This is a genomic window from Neisseria sicca (assembly GCF_003044565.1).
Taxonomy (GTDB): Bacteria; Pseudomonadota; Gammaproteobacteria; order Burkholderiales; family Neisseriaceae; genus Neisseria; species Neisseria sicca_A.
Map to the genome: position 1 here is coordinate 126,942 of NZ_POXG01000002.1, position 19,440 is coordinate 146,381.

Annotated in this window: 15 protein-coding genes and 1 pseudogene; 7 read left to right on the plus strand and 9 right to left on the minus strand. The window is 50.1% G+C overall.

Annotated features, from left to right (window positions below; genetic code table 11):
* Positions 1–91: 91 nt before the first annotated feature.
* The 4 genes and pseudogenes from DBZ16_RS05205 to DBZ16_RS16700 all read left to right on the plus strand — a co-directional run.
* Positions 92–1,324 (plus strand): MFS transporter, encoded by a 1,233-nt coding sequence (locus tag DBZ16_RS05205; RefSeq protein WP_107813199.1) that lies wholly within the window; start codon positions 92–94, stop codon positions 1,322–1,324.
* A gap of 193 nt (positions 1,325–1,517) precedes the next feature.
* Complete coding sequence (locus DBZ16_RS05210; protein WP_107813200.1) at positions 1,518–4,073, plus strand: calcium-binding protein; 2,556 nt, start codon at positions 1,518–1,520, stop codon at positions 4,071–4,073.
* A gap of 365 nt (positions 4,074–4,438) precedes the next feature.
* Positions 4,439–5,776: a sodium-dependent transporter gene (locus DBZ16_RS05215; RefSeq protein WP_107813467.1), complete on the plus strand. Its 1,338-nt coding sequence runs from the start codon at positions 4,439–4,441 to the stop codon at positions 5,774–5,776.
* Between the two features lie 8 nt (positions 5,777–5,784).
* Positions 5,785–5,987: pseudogene (locus tag DBZ16_RS16700) on the plus strand (hypothetical protein); the annotation flags it as partial.
* A 9-nt stretch (positions 5,988–5,996) separates the two neighbouring features.
* Here the strand turns inward: DBZ16_RS16700 and DBZ16_RS05225 are convergent.
* The 4 genes from DBZ16_RS05225 to hemN form a co-directional block, all read right to left on the minus strand.
* On the minus strand, positions 5,997–6,260 hold the full coding sequence (locus DBZ16_RS05225; RefSeq protein ID WP_107813201.1) for a DUF1289 domain-containing protein: 264 nt from the start codon (positions 6,258–6,260) through the stop codon (positions 5,997–5,999).
* Between the two features lie 132 nt (positions 6,261–6,392).
* The gene (locus DBZ16_RS05230) at positions 6,393–6,698 is read right to left on the minus strand and encodes a glycerol transporter (RefSeq protein ID WP_107813202.1); all 306 of its coding nucleotides are present in this window, start codon (positions 6,696–6,698) and stop codon (positions 6,393–6,395) included.
* Positions 6,699–6,932: 234 nt separating this feature from the next.
* On the minus strand, positions 6,933–7,265 hold the full coding sequence (locus tag DBZ16_RS05240) for a hypothetical protein (protein WP_107813203.1): 333 nt from the start codon (positions 7,263–7,265) through the stop codon (positions 6,933–6,935).
* A 132-nt stretch (positions 7,266–7,397) separates the two neighbouring features.
* On the minus strand, positions 7,398–8,819 hold the full coding sequence (gene hemN, locus DBZ16_RS05245; protein ID WP_107813204.1) for an oxygen-independent coproporphyrinogen III oxidase: 1,422 nt from the start codon (positions 8,817–8,819) through the stop codon (positions 7,398–7,400).
* 143 nt (positions 8,820–8,962) lie between these two features.
* On the opposite strand from hemN, the gene fnr reads away from it, so the two are divergent.
* The 3 genes from fnr (at position 8,963) to DBZ16_RS05260 (ending at position 12,984) form a co-directional block, all read left to right on the plus strand.
* On the plus strand, positions 8,963–9,697 hold the full coding sequence (gene fnr, locus DBZ16_RS05250; protein ID WP_107813205.1) for a fumarate/nitrate reduction transcriptional regulator Fnr: 735 nt from the start codon (positions 8,963–8,965) through the stop codon (positions 9,695–9,697).
* Positions 9,698–9,779: 82 nt separating this feature from the next.
* Positions 9,780–10,853: an MBL fold metallo-hydrolase gene (locus DBZ16_RS05255; RefSeq protein WP_107813206.1), complete on the plus strand. Its 1,074-nt coding sequence runs from the start codon at positions 9,780–9,782 to the stop codon at positions 10,851–10,853.
* 544 nt (positions 10,854–11,397) lie between these two features.
* On the plus strand, positions 11,398–12,984 hold the full coding sequence (locus DBZ16_RS05260) for an L-lactate permease (RefSeq protein ID WP_107813207.1): 1,587 nt from the start codon (positions 11,398–11,400) through the stop codon (positions 12,982–12,984).
* 464 nt (positions 12,985–13,448) lie between these two features.
* Here the strand turns inward: DBZ16_RS05260 and DBZ16_RS05265 are convergent, their stop codons facing one another.
* From DBZ16_RS05265 to DBZ16_RS05285, 5 genes are all read right to left on the minus strand, one after another.
* Positions 13,449–14,102: an isochorismatase family protein gene (locus tag DBZ16_RS05265; RefSeq protein ID WP_107813208.1), complete on the minus strand. Its 654-nt coding sequence runs from the start codon at positions 14,100–14,102 to the stop codon at positions 13,449–13,451.
* A gap of 616 nt (positions 14,103–14,718) precedes the next feature.
* Complete coding sequence (gene purH, locus DBZ16_RS05270) at positions 14,719–16,299, minus strand: bifunctional phosphoribosylaminoimidazolecarboxamide formyltransferase/IMP cyclohydrolase (RefSeq protein WP_107813209.1); 1,581 nt, start codon at positions 16,297–16,299, stop codon at positions 14,719–14,721.
* A gap of 112 nt (positions 16,300–16,411) precedes the next feature.
* A complete protein-coding gene (locus DBZ16_RS05275; protein WP_205836778.1) occupies positions 16,412–16,840 on the minus strand; it encodes a hypothetical protein in 429 nt (142 codons plus the stop codon).
* 427 nt (positions 16,841–17,267) lie between these two features.
* Positions 17,268–18,494, minus strand: a complete 1,227-nt coding sequence (locus DBZ16_RS05280) for a chloride channel protein (RefSeq protein WP_167390264.1) — start codon at positions 18,492–18,494, stop codon at positions 17,268–17,270.
* 55 nt (positions 18,495–18,549) lie between these two features.
* Positions 18,550–19,371 (minus strand): hypothetical protein, encoded by an 822-nt coding sequence (locus DBZ16_RS05285; RefSeq protein WP_107813211.1) that lies wholly within the window; start codon positions 19,369–19,371, stop codon positions 18,550–18,552.
* Between the last annotated feature and the right edge of the window lie 69 nt (positions 19,372–19,440).

A 19,440-nucleotide genomic window follows, 5' to 3' on the forward strand; every position in this document is an offset into this window, starting at 1 on the left:
AAAACAGAAAAGCCGTAGGTCGTCTGAAACGTTTTTCAGACGACCTACCGCACCCACATCATTCCCGTACACTCGCAATAGGGAGCCATCCATGTCCCAACAAACCCCGACATCCCCCGCCCCGCGCGACTGGCTGCTGCTTATCGGCGGCAGTACCTACAAATTCACGCTGACCGGTTTTTATCTGGTTGCTCTGGTCGCTATTTTGAAAAACCACGGTTACAGCCTGAACCAACTGAGCTGGATACATTTAATCGGCGGTATCGAAGCGGCGAAGGTGTTGTTTGCCGCGCTGATGGAGCGGCGGCCGGCGGGGCGGTTCGGGCGGTTTCGCGGCTGGCTGCTGGCGGCGACGCTGGGGCTTTCGGCGGTGTTCGGGCTGATGGCCTGCACCGACACAACGCAGAACTTCCCGCTGCTTTTGACCTGCTGCGTTTTGCTCTCGGCAATGTCGGCGGTGTACGGCTGCGCGATGCTGGGTTTGTCGTGCATCGTCCTGCCGCACCGCGAACGCGGTTTCGGCGGCGTGATTCAGACGATGGCGGCGCGCGGCGGCAAGATGATCGGCGGCGCGCTGGTGTTGTGGCTGTATCAGGAATACGGGCAGACGGCGGCGGCGAGCTTTATGCTGGCATTCACCCTGCTGATGCTGCTGCAACTCTTGTGCTACCGCGAGCCGGAAAGCCCGGCGGCGCAAGGTGGTTTAGTAGCGTTGGCGGCGCGGCTGTTCTCCTTTTGGCGGCGGCCTGAAACGGGCTGGCGGTGGTTGGTTTTGCTGTTTACCGTTGCCGCGCCGTATGCGTTTGCGGCGGCGACTTTTGTTCCAAAGCTGGCGGATTTGGGCTTTACCCCGAAGCAGACGGGCGGGATTCTGGCGGTGGGTATTCCTGTTGCCTGCCTGATTGTGACGCCGCTGTCGGGCTGGTTTTCGCGCAATTATCCATGCCGCAAACTCGTGTTCCTGCTCTACGCGCTGCAACTGCCGCTTTTGGCGTCCATGACCGCCATCGACGCGCTCGCCCGCGTCCATCCTTGGCTGCCACCCGCGCAAATCATCGCCCTGAGCCTGAGCTACACGCTGCTACTGCCAGTGATACTGGCGTTGGTGATGGACAAATCCGACCGCGCCACCGCCGCACTCGACAGCAGCCTGCAATTTTCCGTGGTTCTGCTCGGTAGTTATGCGGCGGGTTTCGCCGCCCTACGGCTGGCAAAGGCAGTCGGCTATGCCGATTCGTATTGGGCGGCGGTGGGTCTTGCCGTATTGGCGGGCGGGCTGCTGTATGCGTGCCGAGGACTGTTTGATTCAGACGAGCCGTCATGAAACCTCGTACCTTCGTATTTGAAGTGCAATGCTTTCCCGAATAAAAACAGGACACATCATCTACATCCCTTCTGAATGATACCCCTATTCAGACGACGTTTCCTTTTAAATCGAAATAGAACTTTTCAGCGGTTGCATTGCCTATTATGTTTTACCGTTCAAAATGACAGATCATTTCAAAAGGAACATATTAATGTCAGAAACTGTTACCTACGATCCATCCCGCTACGGTGCCAAAGCCGCATACACGACTTATGAAGCCGACCAGGGTACACTCTCAGCAGGTGCAACAGTCAAAAAAGCCGCTTCTTCCACACACTCCACTGCCCACGAAGCCAGCAAACAGTCTTACGTTGACCTGCCGGCCAATGCCGCCGTTTCGTTTACAGCAAAGGCGGATGCGGATGCCGCCACCCTCCGCTATACCGTTCCCGACGGGGCAACCGGCAAAGTTGAAATTCAAGTAAACGGCAACCCCGTAGCCAACCTCGATTTATCATCAAAACACAACTGGCAGTATTTGGAAAATTATGAACACCACAAAGGCGAAGACATCAAAATCCACGATACGCCTGCTGCCGACCGTGTCGCCCGCTTCCAGTTTGACGAAACGGGTACGCTGTTGAAAAATACATCCATCCAAAGCGGCGACACCGTTACCATCGTCAACCAATCAGGCAACACCCCGGTCGGTATCGACTTCGTTGAATTGGAAAAAGCCCCTGCCGCGATCAAACAGCCCGCAAACAGCGTCAGCATTACCGATTTCGGCGCAAAAGCAAATGACGGAATCGATGATTCAAAAGCCCTGACAGCGGCAATCGAATCGGCAAAAACCTCCGGAAAATCCGTTTACATTCCCGAAGGGCAGTTTGATTTCGACCACCAGCTCCACATCTATGCCCCTAAAGGAATCAGCATCAGCGGCGCCGGCAGGTGGCATACCAAACTGCATTTCACGAGCGCGGAACCGCCCGTTTTTGAAAACGGCACAGTGAAAAAAGGCGGCGGTATCGTGTTTGAACACGGCAGCAACAATATTGATTTCGGCAATCTGTCGATGGATTCAAATTTGGCATCCCGTTACCACCAACAAGCCAACTACAAGGGCATTTCCGGCACCTTGGGCAAAGGCTCGTCCATCCACGACATCGCCATTGAACATTTTGAAGTAGGCATCTGGACCGGCGATTACGCCAAAGTGGACAATGAACACCCACTGCACTACACAGACGGACTGACCGTCTCCAACGCCTTCATTCGGAACAATCTCGCAGACGGCATTAATTTTGCGCAGGGAACCAGCCATTCGACCGTCATCAATGCCAATATCCGAGGCAACGGCGACGACGGTCTGGCGACATGGTCGAGCATTGCAGACCAAACAGAATCCAAAGTAGCTGAAAACAACCGTTTCCTGAACAATACCGTCGAACTCGGCTGGCGCGCGGCAGGTATCGGAATCTTCAGCGGCGCCGGACATGAAGTAGCCGGCAACCTGATTCGCGACAACACCGCATGGTCGGGCATACGCCTCAACACCGTTTTCCAAGGACACAATTTTGACCTGAACAAAAAAGGTATTTCGGTTCGGGACAATCTGTTAATCGGCAATGGCACACGAACCGACACATACGGACGCGAAAAAGGCTCTATCGACTTCGAAGAAGAGCATGGCGCAATCAAAAACGTCAAAGTCGAAAACAACATCATTGCCAACAACCTGTCCGACACAGCCATTACTCAGACATCGCCGATTTCAAACGGCAAAGGCATCACCCTATCCGGCAACAACATCATCGGAAATGCGACGGTTTCTGATCCATCCGCCGTTGATCATCCGGAAAAAGTTACCTCCATTACTCGTCAGGAACTCAGCAATATTCCCGATCAAAATTATTATTACGCCAACGAAACTGCCGGCTTCAAATCCGTCAGCGTTACCTATATTACAGGCACGGCAGGCAGCGACAGTATCAAAGGCTCTGACGGCATAGACCATATTGACGGCAAAAGCGGCGACGACAGCATTTATGCCGGCGGCAGCAACGATACCGTATTCGTCAGCGGTGGGACCAACTTCATCAGTGGCGGCGATGGCGACGATATCGTCAGAGGCGGCGACGGCAGAGATACCGTCAATGGAGATTCGGGAAACGATGTAATTTTCGGCAACGGCGGAGACGACCATCTCAATGGCGGTGCGGGCAATGATACATTGTTCGGCGGCGAAAACAACGATGTCTTCTATGGCGAATCGGGCAAAGACGTGCTGTATGGCGGCTCAGGCGACGACTTACTGTTTGGCGGCTTGGACGACGATCTCCTGTATGGCGGCGCAGGAAATGATACCTATGTCTTCTGCTTCGGAGAGGGACACGACACCATTTCCGACAATCACGGCAACAACGCCCTCCAATTCGGACAAGGCATCGCCGTCAAGGATTTGCATATCAATGCAAGCACCGACGCAAACGGGGCAATCGATTGGGAAATCACCATTGCCAACTCAGGCGGCAAAATCACCATCAACAACCAATATCTCAAAGGCAGCAACGCCGCTTCTGTCGGAGAATTCCGATTTGACGAAGGGACATTTACCGTAGAAACCCTGCTGGACAAACTGTCGGCAAGCGGTCAAACCAGCGGGTTTGAAACGGTCAACAACGGGGTCGGCAGCTTTAGCTACACCGCCGATACGGCAAACGTGCAGCACTACGATGCCGTAACGCAGCCGGCAATTTTATAGCGGCCTGATGGAAATTTAGGGGGCGTGTGGTTTGATCCTGAATTCCACGCTCCCCTCGTAGGATATTAGGCTGCTGTAACAGTATGGCGAAGTCAGGCTGAAATGTTCACGCTGTCGGCACAAACAAGAGGTCGTCTGAACCGGTTTTCAGACGACCTCTCTCAATTTTTGGCACAAAATATCTTTTTTTACACATTTTAATTTAAATCATTTCCCAAATCATAGCCATTTAAAAAATTCACGCCAAAAGCTTATCGTTCTACGCACCATCTATGCGTTATTTTCCACCGCGTCCGCCATCCAGTATTATCCCCGACTACGCTTTGTTACAATTCAGCCAATTTTATTTCTCGATATATCCCGCTATGAGTCATTCATCCTCTTGGTCTTCCAAAATCGGTTTCGTCCTCGCTGCCGCAGGCTCTGCCATTGGTTTGGGCGCGATTTGGAAATTTCCTTATACCGCCGGCACGAATGGCGGGGCAGTCTTTGTTCTTCTGTTTGTCATCTTCACGATTATCGTGGCGTTGCCGGTACAACTTGCCGAGTTTTATATCGGGCGTACGGGCGGTAAAAACGCCATCGATTCGTTCAAAACCCTGCGCCCCGGTTCGCTTTGGCCTTGGATTGGTCGGATTGGTGTGGCTGCATGTTTCATTTTGTTATCGTTTTACAGCGTAGTCGGCGGTTGGGTTTTGAATTATGTCGTACACAGTTTCACCGGCGAAATTGCTCAAAACGTTGATTTTGAAGTTCTATTCCAAAACACCATTTCCAATTCGACAGGTTCGGTTTTTTATCAGGGACTGTTCATGCTGATTACCATTTGGGTAGTCAAAGGCGGAGTTTCTGACGGCATTGAAAAAGCAAACCGCTATCTGATGCCCGCTTTGTTTATCCTGTTTATTATTTTGGCAATCCGCTCGCTGACTTTGCCTGGTGCGATGAAAGGTGTCAGCTTTTTATTGAAGCCGGATTGGTCATACATCAAATCGGAAACAATGCTGACCGCGCTGGGTCAGGCATTCTTTGCATTGAGCATCGGCGTATCGGCGATGATTACCTATGCCTCTTATTTGGGTAAAGATCAGGATATGTTCCGCTCGGGCAATATCATTATGTGGATGAACCTGTTGGTATCGCTGTTGGCAGGCTTGGTCATTTTTCCAGCAGTATTTGCATTGGGTGCCACACCCAGCCAAGGCCCCGGTCTGATTTTCGTGGTCTTACCTGCCGTCTTCATGAAAATTCCGTCCGGCAACTATTTATTTGCCGTGTTCATGATGTTGGTCGTCTTTGCCACGCTGACTTCAGCGTTTTCCATGTTGGAAACTGTGATTGCGGCAACCATCCGCCAAGATGAACGCAAACGCAGCCGGCACACTTGGGTCATCGGCATTGCCATCTTTATCGTCGGCATCCCTTCTGCCCTATCCTTTGGCGTATGGAGCGATGTGCTTATTTTCAATAAATCTATTTTTGATTTATGGGACTACATTATTACTGCCATCATTATGCCGCTATGCGCATTAAGCATCTCCATCTTTACCGGCTGGATTCAAGACAGGCAGTCCGTTTTGACCAATGCGGGCATGGGCAGTACCGTACCGAGAACGGTTTTATATTTATGGCTGGGCGCGTTGCGCTACATCGCTCCGATTGCCATTATTGTAGTCTTCATCAATTCTCTTAAAATCATCTGATTTGCCACTATAGTGGATTAAATTTAAATCAGGACAAGGCGACGAAGCCGCAGACAGTGCAGATAGTACGGAACCGATTCACTTGGTGCTTCAGCACCTTAGAGAATCGTTCTCTTTGAGCTAAGGCGAGGCAACGCCGTACTGGTTTAAAGTTAATCCACTATATTTTCGACAAATAAAAAAGACGGAAGCAAACCGTCCTTTTTTATATTTCATTATCTTATCCCTCATCATCAAACAAAAAACCGCTTTGCACCTCTCCACCAATTTCAGGCGCGGCCATGGCATCAAGCTGACGGTTGCGGATTTTGGTTTTCCTCATACCGAGAAGACGCATCACCTGATGCTTTTGATCATCGGTCATTTTTTGCCAATACAGCCTTTCTTCGCGGCTGCGCAGACAGCCTTTGCAATAGCCTTTGGCATTGGCTTCACAGACGCCGATACAGGGGCTGGGGATGGGGAAAAAATCAGGTTGTTCCATATTTTTAAAGCGTTTGAGACAAAAGACCGGACAAACCAAAATTGCAGACTGCTTTCGCATTTGTCTAAACACGATCAGTGTATCCGGCAGGATTCCTACCAATATCCAAGTGAGTTGGTCATTTCAATAAGTTTATATCTGCCACCCTAGGCATAAAAACCCTAAGAGAAACCATAAATATATCGCAGAAGAAATCAGTATCTTCCCTATCCTCAGACTTTTCCAATACAACCCAAGTGAAAGCACCGCAAAAATCAAAGGAAGCCCAATATAAATATAATATTTCAGCCGACCTAATTCACTGAATACGTTTATAGCAGAGTAGAGACCGATAAATCCACCTACCCAAAAAATAATTATTGTCGGACCTAAGAGACCAGCCGTTATTAAATGAGGGAAGAGTAAGATTTTTATCCATTCTTTATGTTTAATGTTCATTTTATATCCTGATACTGCGATGGTATCGTGTCGCTTAAAATAGGGGGGAGCCATGTTTTATAGTGGATTAAAATTGCAATGATACGGCGTTGCCAACGCCCTTATGTACTACCCGTACACGGCGGGCGTTGCCGCCTTGTCTCATTTTTATTTTAATCCACTATACTAAATAACTAAAATTCCTCTATATTTTGATTTTCAGACGACCTATACCCTGCCCCAACCGTCTGGATTTTATGACTTAATCAGTTTACGCAAAGACTGATTGTTGTATTTGATGTCGGCAATCATTCGGTCGTATTGGTGCATTCTACGGAGCGAGCGGGTAATCAGATAGACCGAGAAAAAAATCAAACTGATGTTCATCAGGCTGACCAGCGCGAGCAAGGGCCAAACATCGACAGCCTCGTACCATTTCGATGTCGCAATCAATGCACTGAAAATAGACAAAGGCAGCGCGAACACGGCAATACCCGTACGCATGACAGCAAGTGCCGTGCGCTTTTCAGCAAGGAGAAGCTGCACTTGATTGATGCTGAGGATATCGTTTTGCTGTTCGGTAATCATAGGGAGCGTATCTAGAGCAAATTAACTTGAATCATGACAACGCGGCAAATATGGTTTTATGTTACCCGAAAGTCTTGAAAATAAAAACAAAGGTCGTCTGAAAATTTTCAGACGACCTTTGCTATTCCTAATTTACACCGTTTGCGAGTATTGGGCTTTGGTTTCCCTGTGGCGCAGGTGGTAGTCGAACACCATGGCGATGTTGCGTATCAGGAAGCGGCCTTTGGGGGTAACGGTCAGTCCGTGCGGTTTCAGGCGGACGAGACCGAGGGCGGTAAGTTGCTCCAAGTCGGCAATTTCGTCCTTGAAATAACGGTCAAACGGAATACCGAACACGCTTTCGTAGATTTGGTAATCCAAGGCGAAGCGGCACATCAAATCTTGGATGATATTGCGGCGCAAAAGGTCGTCCTGATTGAGCTGGTAACCGCGCATGATGGGCAGGTGTCCTGCATCGAGGGCGGCATAGTAGGCGTCAATGTCGCGTTCGTTTTGGGAGTAGGTGCTGCCGATTTTACCGATGGAAGATACGCCGATGGCGACCAAATCGCAGTCCGCGTAGGTCGAGTAACCTTGGAAGTTGCGCTGGAGAAAGCCTTCTTTAAGAGCGATGGAAAGTTCGTCATCGGGTTTGGCGAAATGGTCCATGCCGATGAAGACATAGCCGCGTTCGGTCAGGGTTTGGACGCAATATTGCAGCATATCGAGTTTTTCTTCACTACCGGGAACGGCTTCGGTATCGATGCGGCGTTGCGGCTTGAAGATATGCGGCAGATGGGCATAGTGATAAAGGGCAAGGCGGTCGGGATCGAGCGACAAGACAGTGTCGATGGTGGTTTTGATGCTTTCGGCGGTTTGGTGCGGCAGGCCGTAAATCAAATCGACGCTGACGGATTTGAATCCGGCTTCGCGGGCGGCATCGATGACTTCTTTGGTTTCGTCGTAGCTTTGGATGCGGTTGACTGCTGCCTGCACTTTGGGGTCAAAGTCCTGAATACCGACGCTCATGCGGTTGAAGCCGAGCTTGCCGAGCATGAGGACGGTTTCACGGCTGACTTTGCGCGGGTCGATTTCGATGGAGTATTCGCCGCCGGGTATCAATTTGAAGTGCTTGCGTATCATGCGGAATACGCGTTCGATTTGGTCGTCGCTCAAGAAGGTCGGCGTGCCGCCGCCGAAGTGCAGTTGCGCGAGCTGATGCCGTCCGCCCAGATGCGGGGCGAGCAGCTCCATTTCTTTTTCAAGGTATTTAATGTAGGCATCGGCGCGGCTTTTGTCTTTGGTGATGATTTTATTGCAGCCGCAGTAGTAACAAATGGTGTTGCAGAAGGGGATATGGATATAAAGCGAAAGGGGCTTGTTCAAAGCCCCCATACCGCGCTGATTCAAGGCATTGATATATTCGGCTTCGCGAAATCCGTCATGAAATCGGTCGGCTGTCGGGTAGGACGTGTAGCGCGGACCACTGGACGGAAGACTGGCGATGAGTTCGCGGTCAAACTCAGGTTTGTCATTGTTTCTATTGTGATTATTTTGTATTGGTATTACTTTCATGGCATGTGCGTGGTTTAGAGTAATGATGTTAGGCAATTTTCGGATAGTTTGGTAGAATGCCACAGTATGATAAACCTGTCTTGATATGTGTCAATAACTTACGTAATCATGACAGGATAAAAACCTTAATTTAAGGGTATTTTATGACCACACACAATGCCTTGCATCAGATGAAAACCCTGTGTTCTTCCTGTTCGCTGCGTGAACTCTGCCTGCCCGTCGGGCTGCTGCCGAATGAGTTTGCACAATTGGACGCGGTCATCCGTCAGAGCCGCCGCTTGAAGAAGGGAGAATATCTGTTCCGCACCGGTGAGCCTTTCGCGTCGCTGTTTGCCATCCGTGCCGGTTTTTTCAAAACCACGGTTGCCAGTCAGGACGGTCGCGATCAGGTTACCGGCTTTTTTATGTCCGGCGAACTCATCGGCATGGACGGCATTTGTTCCCATATCCACAGCTGCGACGCGGTGGCTTTGGAAGACAGCGAAGTGTGTGAGTTACCCTTTTCCCACATTGAAGAATTGGGACACAACATCCCCAGCCTGAGAAGCCATTTTTTCAGATTAATGAGCCGCGAAATCGTGCGCGACCAAGGTGTGATGCTGCTTTTAGGCAATATGCGCGCCGAAGAACGTCTGGCGGCGTTTTTGCTTAACCTGTCCCAACGCCTTTACTCGCGCGGATTTGCCGCCAACGATTTCATCCTGCGGATGTCGCGCGAAGAAATCGGCAGCTATCTGGGTCTGAAACTCGAAACCGTCAGCCGCACGCTGTCCAAGTTCCACCACGAGGGCTTGATTTCGGTCGAACACAAACACATCAAAATCCTCGACTCGCAAGCCCTCAAAAAAATGGTGTCCGGCTGTTCGCACGCCATCTGATGGATACCGAAACGATTTCAAACTTCAAACAGAATCCAAGGTCGTCTGAAAATTTTCAGACGACCTTCTTCATAAAACCAATATGAAACACAAGAAAAAACTCATTACCTTTACCACCGCCTGCGCCCTACTCACCTACTGGCTCTATCCCGACCAACATCCCGTTTACCCCGCAAGCGACCACTACGACCCAAAAACGCAAACCTTCTTCAACCCCGAACCGCAGCAAAAACCGACTGGTCTCGTCAGCGCATTTTGGAAAATCCTGACCGACCCGCAGGCAACGCGCCCGCCCAAACCTCTGCCTACCGTTAAGCCCGATTGGCAGACCTTCCTCGCCGCACCCGAAGGGAAAAGCCGTTTTGTCTGGTTCGGACATTCCACCCTATTGATGCGGATCGGCGGGCAAACCGTCATTACCGACCCCGTTTTCGGCAATTCCGTCTCCCCCATCCCCATCACCATGAAACGCTTCCAGCCTGCGCCCGCAGAAATTGACGAACTGCCGCCGGTCGATGTCATCCTGATTTCCCACAGTCACTACGACCACCTCGAAAAAGACAGCGTGCAGGCACTCAATTCAAAAGGCAACAGCCACTTTGTCGTCTCACTCGGCATGGGCGTATTGCTGAAAAAATGGGGCGTACCGCAAGAGCGTATTACCGAACTTGACTGGTGGCAAAGCACCGAACGCAACGGCATCCGCTACACCGCACTACCTGCCCGTCACGACTCCTCCCGAACCCTGACCGACCGCAATCAAGCCCTGTGGTCCAGCTTTGCCATCGAACACGGCGGCGAAAAATTCTATTTTCACGGCGACTCGGCACAAGGCAGCCATTTCGACAAAATCGCCGAAAAATTCAACGGGTTCGATATCGTGTTCATCGAAAACGGACAATACAGCGAACATTGGCCCAACAACCACCTCTTCCCCGAGCAAACCGCCCGCTATGCCGCGCAGCTTGCCCCCAAACGCTTCATGCCTATCCACTGGGGCGCCTACGCCATGGCATTGCACGTTTGGAACGAACCCCTGCTGCAAAGTATCCCTCTGGCACGCAGTTTGGGCGTAAATCCGTTGACTCCGCTAATGGGACAAGTCTTTGATGCCAATACCGCCACGCAAGACTGGTTCGCAGAGCCTTTAGAATAAAGCTGCCAAGGGGTCGTCTGAAAACAAATACAGCAAGTTCCATCAAGTCATAAATATAGTGGATTAACTTTAAACCAGTACGGCGTTGCCTCGCCTTGGCTCAAAGAGAACGATTCTCTAAGGTGCTGAAGCACCAAGTGAATCGGTTCCGTACTATCTGTACTGTCTGCGGCTTCGTCGCCTTGTCTTGATTTAAAGTTAATCCACTATACCGACGAAGCGGAAGCTGTTTTCAGACGACCTTTTTTTGAATTTACCTGTTGCAGCATTTCCAACACTTCTCTCCTTCTCCCGTTTATCCGTTTTGCAATATTTTGATAATAAAAAACTAATTTCTCCTCAGCCGAAATCCTTATCTGATAAAGCGCAGTTCGCGTACAAACCACTTGACCGATTACATCGGATTACGTAAAGTATGCGGCGTTCTTTTAAATTGGTGTTACCAATTTATTTGATAATTACTCTCAGATTAAGGTTCGATATCTCTCTCGCAGCCGACATCATTAGAAAAATTGATAAACAACGCCGATTTTAAGGATTCACCATGGCACTATTCCTCAGCATTTTTCCCATCATCCTGCTGATTTGGCTGATGGTTAAGAAAAACAGCATGCCTTCCTACATTGCGCTGCCGATTACCGCCGCGCTGATTTACGCCATCAAGCTGTTTTATTTCAACGACGACGCTATGCTGCTCAACGCAACCGCAGCGTCCGGTTTGGTTTCCACACTGACGCCGATTACCGTGATTTTCGGTGCAATTATGTTCAACCGCATGATGGAAACCACCGGCTGTATCGACATTATCCGTAAATGGCTGGCGACCATCAGCCCGAACCCTGTGGCGCAGTTGATGATCATCGGCTGGGCGTTCGCCTTTATGATTGAAGGTGCATCCGGCTTCGGTACGCCTGCTGCGATTGCTGCCCCGATTCTGATGAGCTTGGGTTTCAATCCGTTGAAAGTGGCGATTTTTACGCTGGTCATGAACTCCGTACCCGTATCATTCGGCGCGGTGGGTACACCGACTTGGTTCGGTTTTGCGCCATTAAACCTGAGTCCCGAAAACATCTTGGCTATCGGCAGACAAACCGGCGTGATGCACTTCTTCGCAGGTTTCATCATCCCCGTCATTGGCTTGAGCTTCATCGTGCCTTGGTCTGAAATCCGTAAAAACTTGGGCTTCATCGGCATCGCCGTCTTCTCTTGTACCATTCCTTATGTTGCCTTGGCGATGGTTAACGAAGAATTCCCATCACTCGTTGCCGGCGCAATCGGTCTGATGGTATCCGTATTCGCAGCCAATCACGGCTGGGGCTTGAGCAAAGACCATCCGAAAGATCCGAATGCTGAAAAAGTACCTTTCGCCCAAGTTGCCAAAGCACTTGCCCCTCTAGGTATGCTTATCGGTATGCTGGTGGTTACCCGTATCAAACAGCTCGGCATCAAAGGTCTGCTGACCAGCAAAGAAGAATGGTTCAGCTTCCAACTGCCGTTTGATTTGAGCAAAATCACCGTCAGCGACTCTTTGACCATTACCTTCGGCAACATTTTCGGACAAGGCGTCAGCGCGTCTTACCAAACCCTCTACGTTCCGGCATGGATTCCGTTTGTCTTTACCGTTTGGATTTGTATCCTGCTTTATAAAACCAAATTCAAAGATGCATGGGCTTTCTACGCTGCAACTTTCAACCAAACCAAAAAACCGCTGCTTGCCTTGATGGGCGCGCTGATTATGGTTCAACTGATGATGGTTGGCGGCGACAACTCCATGGTGAAAATCATCGGTAAAGAGTTTGCCGCGATGGCAGGCGAACACTGGGTTTACTTCTCCCCTTACCTTGGTGCTATCGGCGCATTCTTCTCCGGTTCAAACACCGTATCCAACCTGACATTCGGCCCGATTCAGCAACAAATCGCTATTGATACCGGCCTGTCCGTTACCCTCATCCTCGCCCTGCAATCCGTCGGCGGCGCAATGGGTAACATGGTCTGCATCAACAACATTATCGCCGTATGTACCGTACTGGACGTGAAAAACGCCGAAGGTGCGATTATCAAGAAAACCGTTATTCCGATGGCGATTTACGGTGTAATCGCTGTCGCCATAGCAGCTATTTTCTTCATGTAAAAACCTTCTAAAGCAAGAGGTCGTCTGAAAATTTTCAGACGACCTTTTTTATGGCTCAACTGCTTCGGAAGCATATATAGTGGATTAAATTTAAATCAGGACAAGGCGACGAAGCCGCAGACAGTACAGATAGTACGGAACCGATTCACTTGGTGCTTCAGCACCTTAGAGAATCGTTCTCTTTGAGCTAAGGCGAGGCAACGCCGTACTGGTTTAAAGTTAATCCACTATAAAATGCCCCATTTCTATTGAAGCCAATATCAAAAACAAATCCAAAGCAAGACAATATGGTCGTAAAAACCTGTCAATCCACTATAAACAAACGATATTTCCCTTTTCCTATACCATCCAACAGCAGCAGGTCGTCTGAATTCTTCTTTTAAAGATAAAAAATGCAGATAAAAAAACGGGCCGCCAAAAGGCGACCCTAAGAAACTCTTGCAGCTGGGAGTAATAGCAAGAGATTACGACACTTTAACCTGGTTTATGCCGGAGAAACGGCGCATCAGCTCCGGAATTGATTCCGCATTCGAAGCAACAGTGATGCCCATTTTCCGCATCTGATAGATAGTCTCGATGGTGCTTTCAGGCGCGTAGCCGTGGCAGGCACCGAGATTGACAATAATATGAAGATTGTCGCTGTACCAAGACAATTGCTTAGCCGTATTGGCGACAGTTTCTTCGATAGCCAATCCGCCAATAATGACGGTATCGGCATTTTGTTCGTGCAGCCATTCCAACAGTCCCGTACTGTTTGCCTCATGGGCATCACTAAAACAAGCACCGTGGATATGTTTACCGCTTAATTCGAGCGTATGATCATAATCTGCCGGAGACGGCAAACCTTGAAGCAAATGCGCACCGCGACAACCGCCGGCACATTGGCTAAAAAAACCGGATGGTCGGCCAAACATCACACCGTTACGATTGACGATAGTCGCACAAACGCTCTCGGGATCAATGTTCACATTCTCGATTAAAACCCGTTTATCTGCCAAAGCTGCCTGATGATTAAGCTCATTAACCATACTTTCCGGACGCAATAAAAAATGGGTTGCATTAGCAGCCATACAGGTAAAGCGAAATTGCGGTTGGATGTCGATTGCAACGGTAGTCATATGATATGGCTCTCTTTATTTAATTCTATTCTGCAAACAGAATCAGGATTGCTCCGTTCAATCACTGACACCAGACGAATGGTTTAATTTGAAGATAATCGGTATATTTATGATGAGCGGTATAATATCAGGATAATCGTTATATGGCTAGTAAATAATTTAAGATTTGTAACAATACTTGTAGTAAATATAATTTTCATGGTATTTAAGTTTAATACTCTAATTGAATATCATTTTTAAGCAATTCTTTTCATTCATTAATTTCTTATTTATTTTATGGTTTCTCTGCATTCGTGAAATATGATACATATTGAATAAAACTGTTGTTTAAAAGAAAATTTCGCCCCCAAAAGCGAGAAATTGTTGGCAATATCCGCATTACAAGCTGATTTTTATCCCGTCAAGGGCAAAAATAAACGGTACAAAAACCTTGCCATACCAACCGCCACAGCCCCAAACAAATAAAACGCGCAACACAGTTCTACCCGTGTTGCGCGTTTTCGCGTAGAGATTAAATGGTTCACTTCAGCTGCTAAACCGAATCATTCTAGAAAAAATCGAGCAGGAAAAGGCATAAAACCCATTTCAGACGACCTTGGTTTTAATCAAACTAAAATCAATGCCTAAAATGGCGAATACCCGTTACCACCATAGCGATGCCGTGTTCGTCTGCCGCGTCGAAAACTTCCTGATCGCGCATCGAGCCTGCGGGGTGGATGATGGCTTTGATGCCCTGCTCGGCAATCACGTCCACGCCGTCGCGGAACGGGAAAAATGCGTCCGAAGCGGCACACGCGCCGTTTAAGTCCAAACCTGCGTCCTGCGCTTTGCGGGCGGCGATGCGGGTGCTGTCCACGCGGCTCATTTGACCTGCACCGATGCCGTAGGTTTGACCGCCTTTGCCGAACACGATGGCGTTGGATTTGACGTATTTTGCGACGTTCCAAACGAACAGCAAATCGTTCCATTCCTGCTCGGTCGGTTGGCGTTTGGAGACGACTTTCAAATCGGCGCGGCTGATGCGGTGGATGTCGGGCGTTTGTACCAATAATCCGCCGCCGACGCGTTTGAGTTCAAAGCGGTTCGCGCCTGCTTCCAAAGGCACTTCCAATACGCGCACGTTTTTCTTGGCGGCGGCGATTTCGAGGGCTTCAGCGGTGAACTTCGGCGCCATCAGGACTTCCATAAACTGGTTGTCGGTAATCTGTTTGACGGTTTCGCCGTCCACTTCGCGGTTGAAGGCGATGATGCCGCCGAACGCGCTGGTGGTGTCGGTGGCGTAGGCGAGTTTGTAGGCGGTCAATGTATCGGCTGCAACGGCGACACCGCAAGGATTGGCGTGTTTCACAATCACACAGGCGGGCGCGTCGAAGGATTTGACGGCTTCCCAAGCGGCATCGGCATCGGCGATGTTGTTGTACGACAATTCTTTGCCTTGCAGTTGTTTGTATGCGGCGAGGCTGCCTGCGGCGGGATGAACATCGCGGTAAAATGCGGCGCGTTGGTGCGGGTTTTCGCCGTAGCGCATGTCTTGCACTTTAATCCAGCTTTGGTTGAACTGGCTGGGGAATTCGCCGATTTTGGGCGTGCCGCTCAAGACGTCGTCTGAAAGCGAGGTTAAGTAGTTGGAAATCATGCCGTCGTATTGGGCGGTGTGGCTGAATGCTTTGCGCGAGAGGTTGAAGCGGGTTTTGTCGCTCAACGCACCGCCGTTGGCTTCCATTTCGGCGGCGATGCCGGGAAAGTCGGCAGTGTCGGTAACGATGGCGACGTGTTTCCAGTTTTTCGCGGCGGAGCGCACCATGGTCGGGCCGCCGATGTCGATGTTTTCAATCGCGTCTTCCAGCGTGCAGTTTGGTTTGGCGATGGTGGCGGCGAAGGGGTAAAGGTTGACGCACACGAGGTCGATGTTGCCGATACCGTGCTCTTCCATCTTGGCGACGTGTTCGCCCAAATCGCGCCGGCCCAAAATACCGCCGTGGATTTTCGGATGCAGCGTTTTCACGCGGCCGTCGAGCATTTCGGGGAAACCGGTATAGTCGGCGACTTCAATCACGGGAACGCCCGCATCGGCAAGCAGCTTCGCCGTGCCGCCGGTGGAGAGGATTTCGACACCGAGTTTGTGCAGGGTTTGGGCAAATTCAACTGCACCTGTCTTGTCGGACAGGCTGATCAGGGCGCGTTTGATGGAAGGCATGGGGATTCCTTTTTTTGAAGGTTTAATCGATACACGCTGCTAGCGCAAAAATGAAACAAAATTTGATGAGATGTTTAGCTCCGATGATGTCCTCTTGGGCAATTCAATAAATTTACGCCTTACGGCAAGCCATATCTTGTCTATCACCCTGCATACGGACGCTTAGGCTGTCATTCCCGATTTTTTTAACCTGCATTTGCGATTTATCTGATTTACCAATGTCGTTTCTCATCTGGGCAAACATTTCGTTATCCACTTTACGCCACAGAATGGTGCGAATTTTAGCTGTGCTATGTTGTCTTTGAACATCGGTGATTTTAATATTCAAAACAATTTTTCCTCCGTCCAACGTCCAAGTACCGTCTGCAAAATTCCGATAAACTAAGGTTTCATCATCAGGTGAAGGAAAATTCATATCCACAATCACACTTACTTTTTGCTCACTGCCAAAAATAAACGTCATCGGAGTTTTATCGGCGGCAACGCATTGCCATTTACCGAGCAGTTGTGCTTCTTGAACAACAATAGGTTTTGCCAACACAGGCGCAGTAGCAAAGGCAGCAAGAAGAAAAATCAGGTGTTTTTTTTTGCATAACAGTTTCTTTCTATAAAATCGGGAGTGAATAAGCTACTTTCTTAGTTTTCCAACTGCCTTATACAAGTTTGAAGACACTGGTGGTCAGTTTGACAGAATACGTCTTCAATCTTGGCAAAACATTATGAGATGAATTTTCAGGGCGGTATTATCCCCTAGTTTCGGTTTTTTGGCAGCAGTTTTCTGGAAATATTGTTGACAATTTTTCTAGAAAAAAGGTCGTCTGAATTGATTTTCAGACGACCTTTCTGCCGTTCCCTTCCGTCATTATTACCTGCATAAGGCTAACGATTCAGATACGCCCGTCCTGCGGCTGACAGCTCGGACAAAATCCGCGCTGACGGTTTTCAGACGACCCTTTTCCCCGCCCTGCTTATTCAAACCCCATTTTCCTTGCCGTTGCCACTGCGCCCGCCATCGTGATGCACAAAGGCATCAGCAGGGCGGCGGGGGTGTAGGTGAGTTCGAGGATGAAGACTATGGCGGTCAGGGGCATTTTGAGGGAAACGCCGAGAAAAGCCGCCGCGCCGATGACGGCGGCACTTTCAGACGACATGGCAGGGAAGAAGGTGTTCCACGCGGCTGCGGCGGCGAAGGCGATGGTGCCGCCGAGCATCATGGACGGGGTAATCAGCCCGCCGTATGCGCCTGCGGCGAGTGCGAGCAGGACGACGAACCATTTGACGGCGGTCATTTCCAAGCTGTACCGCCAGTCGGTCATGCCGCCGAATGTAAGCTGGTTGCCCGCCTTGCCGTTGCCCAGTATTTCGGGAAACCAAACGGAAACGATGCCGATAAGGGCGAATAATGCAATCGCCAAAGGAATGATTTTCGGGTCGTTGCGCTTGAGGAAGGGAAATTTTTTGGCACTGCGCTGAAACCACACCGCCGTTGCGCCCAAAACAGGACCGATGGCGGCGGCAAACCACAGCAGCGGGATGTTCACATCGAGATGGGCGGGATGGTATTGCTGTACGTCGCCCAAGCCGATGCGGGCGACGGCGGTGGCGGTGACGGAAGTCAGCAATGCGGCGGCCACTGCCTGCTGCGTCCAAATGCCCAACATGGCTTCGAGGATAAAGAGCGTGGAGGCGAGCGGGACGTTATAGACCGCCGCCAAACCTGCACCTGACGAGCAGGCGAGCAGCAGGCGCGTGTCGTCTTCGCCCAAACCCAAACGCCTGCCGCCGACGGATGCAAACGCGGCGGTCATTTCACGCGGGGCGACTTCGCGTCCGAGCGGGGAACCGAGTCCGACGGTGATGATTTGCAGCAGCGCATGGGAAACGGTGGTCAAAAACGGCAGCCCCTGCAAGGGCTGCTTCAAGGCTGCCTTGATTTCGATTTGCGGTCTGCCGAAACGTTTGAGCGACCACCAGCCGAACCCCACCGCGACACCACACAAAATCAATACGAGGACGCGGCGTTCAGACGACGTTTGAACCACGCCTTCCCGAAAGGAAACATGCCCGCCGCCCGTGCCGTAACCGTAAGCCGTGTGCTGGATAAAGTGCATAAGCTCCGTTAAGGCAATGCCGACCATGCCGCCGACGATGCCGGCGAGGATGAGGGCTATCCAAAGTTTGTGCGTATGTTTCATGGGGATTTTGTTTTTGAGACAGGGTTCGGCAGTTTCGTTAAAAAATCAAACGGCCTCAATGTTTAACATTGAGCGGATAGCTTTTCGGCGCAACGTGTGTCTTGCCGTTGTAAGGAATCGCATATTTCTGATTTTTATAACGTTTTTTACCATCCACCCCCTTCACCGTTGCGCTTAATGCCCAAACGCCTGAGACTGAAGGATGGCTTTTGTCCAAGGCAATTTTCGCATCGATGCTGGTATATCGGTCTTCACAATCGCGTTTTTCCCGCCCTTTGTATACATCGCAATTGCCATAATATGCGCCATTATCTCTACCGTTGATAATGAAGCTGCGGCGGACACGGTTGCTGTTATCGGTAAACAGGAAATTTTCTCCGGTCGTCGTTTCGCCCTGACCCGTATAGCCTGATTCGACAGTGTAGCCCCAGTTTTGCTCACCCATCTGGACAAACCGCCAATCCTTATTCTCCGGCACATCCCCCCATGCGCCGATTTCATCTTTTCCGTGCTGTTTGATTGCCCACTTGCCGTCTGTTTTTTCCAAAACAAACAATTCTGCCAAGCCCGAAGAAGCATGCGAGTTCTGTTTTAATTTGTACTTCATATCGTAGGCAAAACCCGTATACAACACATAGCGCGTAGGCGTGCCGTTGCGCGTTACGCTATGGTCGGCAACGGGTTTCATACAATACATAATATTGTCAGATGCTGTCTCACTGTCTTTCGGCGGCTCGGTAAGCTGACAGTTGTGCGCCGCAAGCGGTCGGTTGTAATACTGGGCAATAGCTGCTGGGACGGCAGCTTTGTCGTTATTGGGCGCAGCCGATGCCAAAACGGGGCAGGCGGCAAGCAACAGGGCAATCATATATTTCATCGAAAATTTCCTGATATTGTTATAGTGGTTAAATTTAAATCAGGACAAGGCGACGAAGCCGCAGACAGT

Bases quoted from the DNA above. Each gene is read 5' to 3' on its own strand.
- DBZ16_RS05260 (WP_107813207.1), top strand. From the start codon at position 11,398: ATGGCACTATTCCTCAGCATTTTTCCCATCATCCTGCTGATTTGGCTG.
- hemN (WP_107813204.1), bottom strand. From the start codon at position 8,819: ATGAAAGTAATACCAATACAAAATAATCACAATAGAAACAATGACAAA.
- DBZ16_RS05210 (WP_107813200.1), top strand. From the start codon at position 1,518: ATGTCAGAAACTGTTACCTACGATCCATCCCGCTACGGTGCCAAAGCC.
- DBZ16_RS05230 (WP_107813202.1), bottom strand. From the start codon at position 6,698: ATGAACATTAAACATAAAGAATGGATAAAAATCTTACTCTTCCCTCAT.
- DBZ16_RS05255 (WP_107813206.1), top strand. From the start codon at position 9,780: ATGAAACACAAGAAAAAACTCATTACCTTTACCACCGCCTGCGCCCTA.
- DBZ16_RS05215 (WP_107813467.1), top strand. From the start codon at position 4,439: ATGAGTCATTCATCCTCTTGGTCTTCCAAAATCGGTTTCGTCCTCGCT.
- purH (WP_107813209.1), bottom strand. From the start codon at position 16,299: ATGCCTTCCATCAAACGCGCCCTGATCAGCCTGTCCGACAAGACAGGT.
- fnr (WP_107813205.1), top strand. From the start codon at position 8,963: ATGACCACACACAATGCCTTGCATCAGATGAAAACCCTGTGTTCTTCC.
- DBZ16_RS05285 (WP_107813211.1), bottom strand. From the start codon at position 19,371: ATGAAATATATGATTGCCCTGTTGCTTGCCGCCTGCCCCGTTTTGGCA.
- DBZ16_RS05265 (WP_107813208.1), bottom strand. From the start codon at position 14,102: ATGACTACCGTTGCAATCGACATCCAACCGCAATTTCGCTTTACCTGT.
- DBZ16_RS05240 (WP_107813203.1), bottom strand. From the start codon at position 7,265: ATGATTACCGAACAGCAAAACGATATCCTCAGCATCAATCAAGTGCAG.
- DBZ16_RS05225 (WP_107813201.1), bottom strand. From the start codon at position 6,260: ATGGAACAACCTGATTTTTTCCCCATCCCCAGCCCCTGTATCGGCGTC.
- DBZ16_RS05280 (WP_167390264.1), bottom strand. From the start codon at position 18,494: ATGAAACATACGCACAAACTTTGGATAGCCCTCATCCTCGCCGGCATC.
- DBZ16_RS05205 (WP_107813199.1), top strand. From the start codon at position 92: ATGTCCCAACAAACCCCGACATCCCCCGCCCCGCGCGACTGGCTGCTG.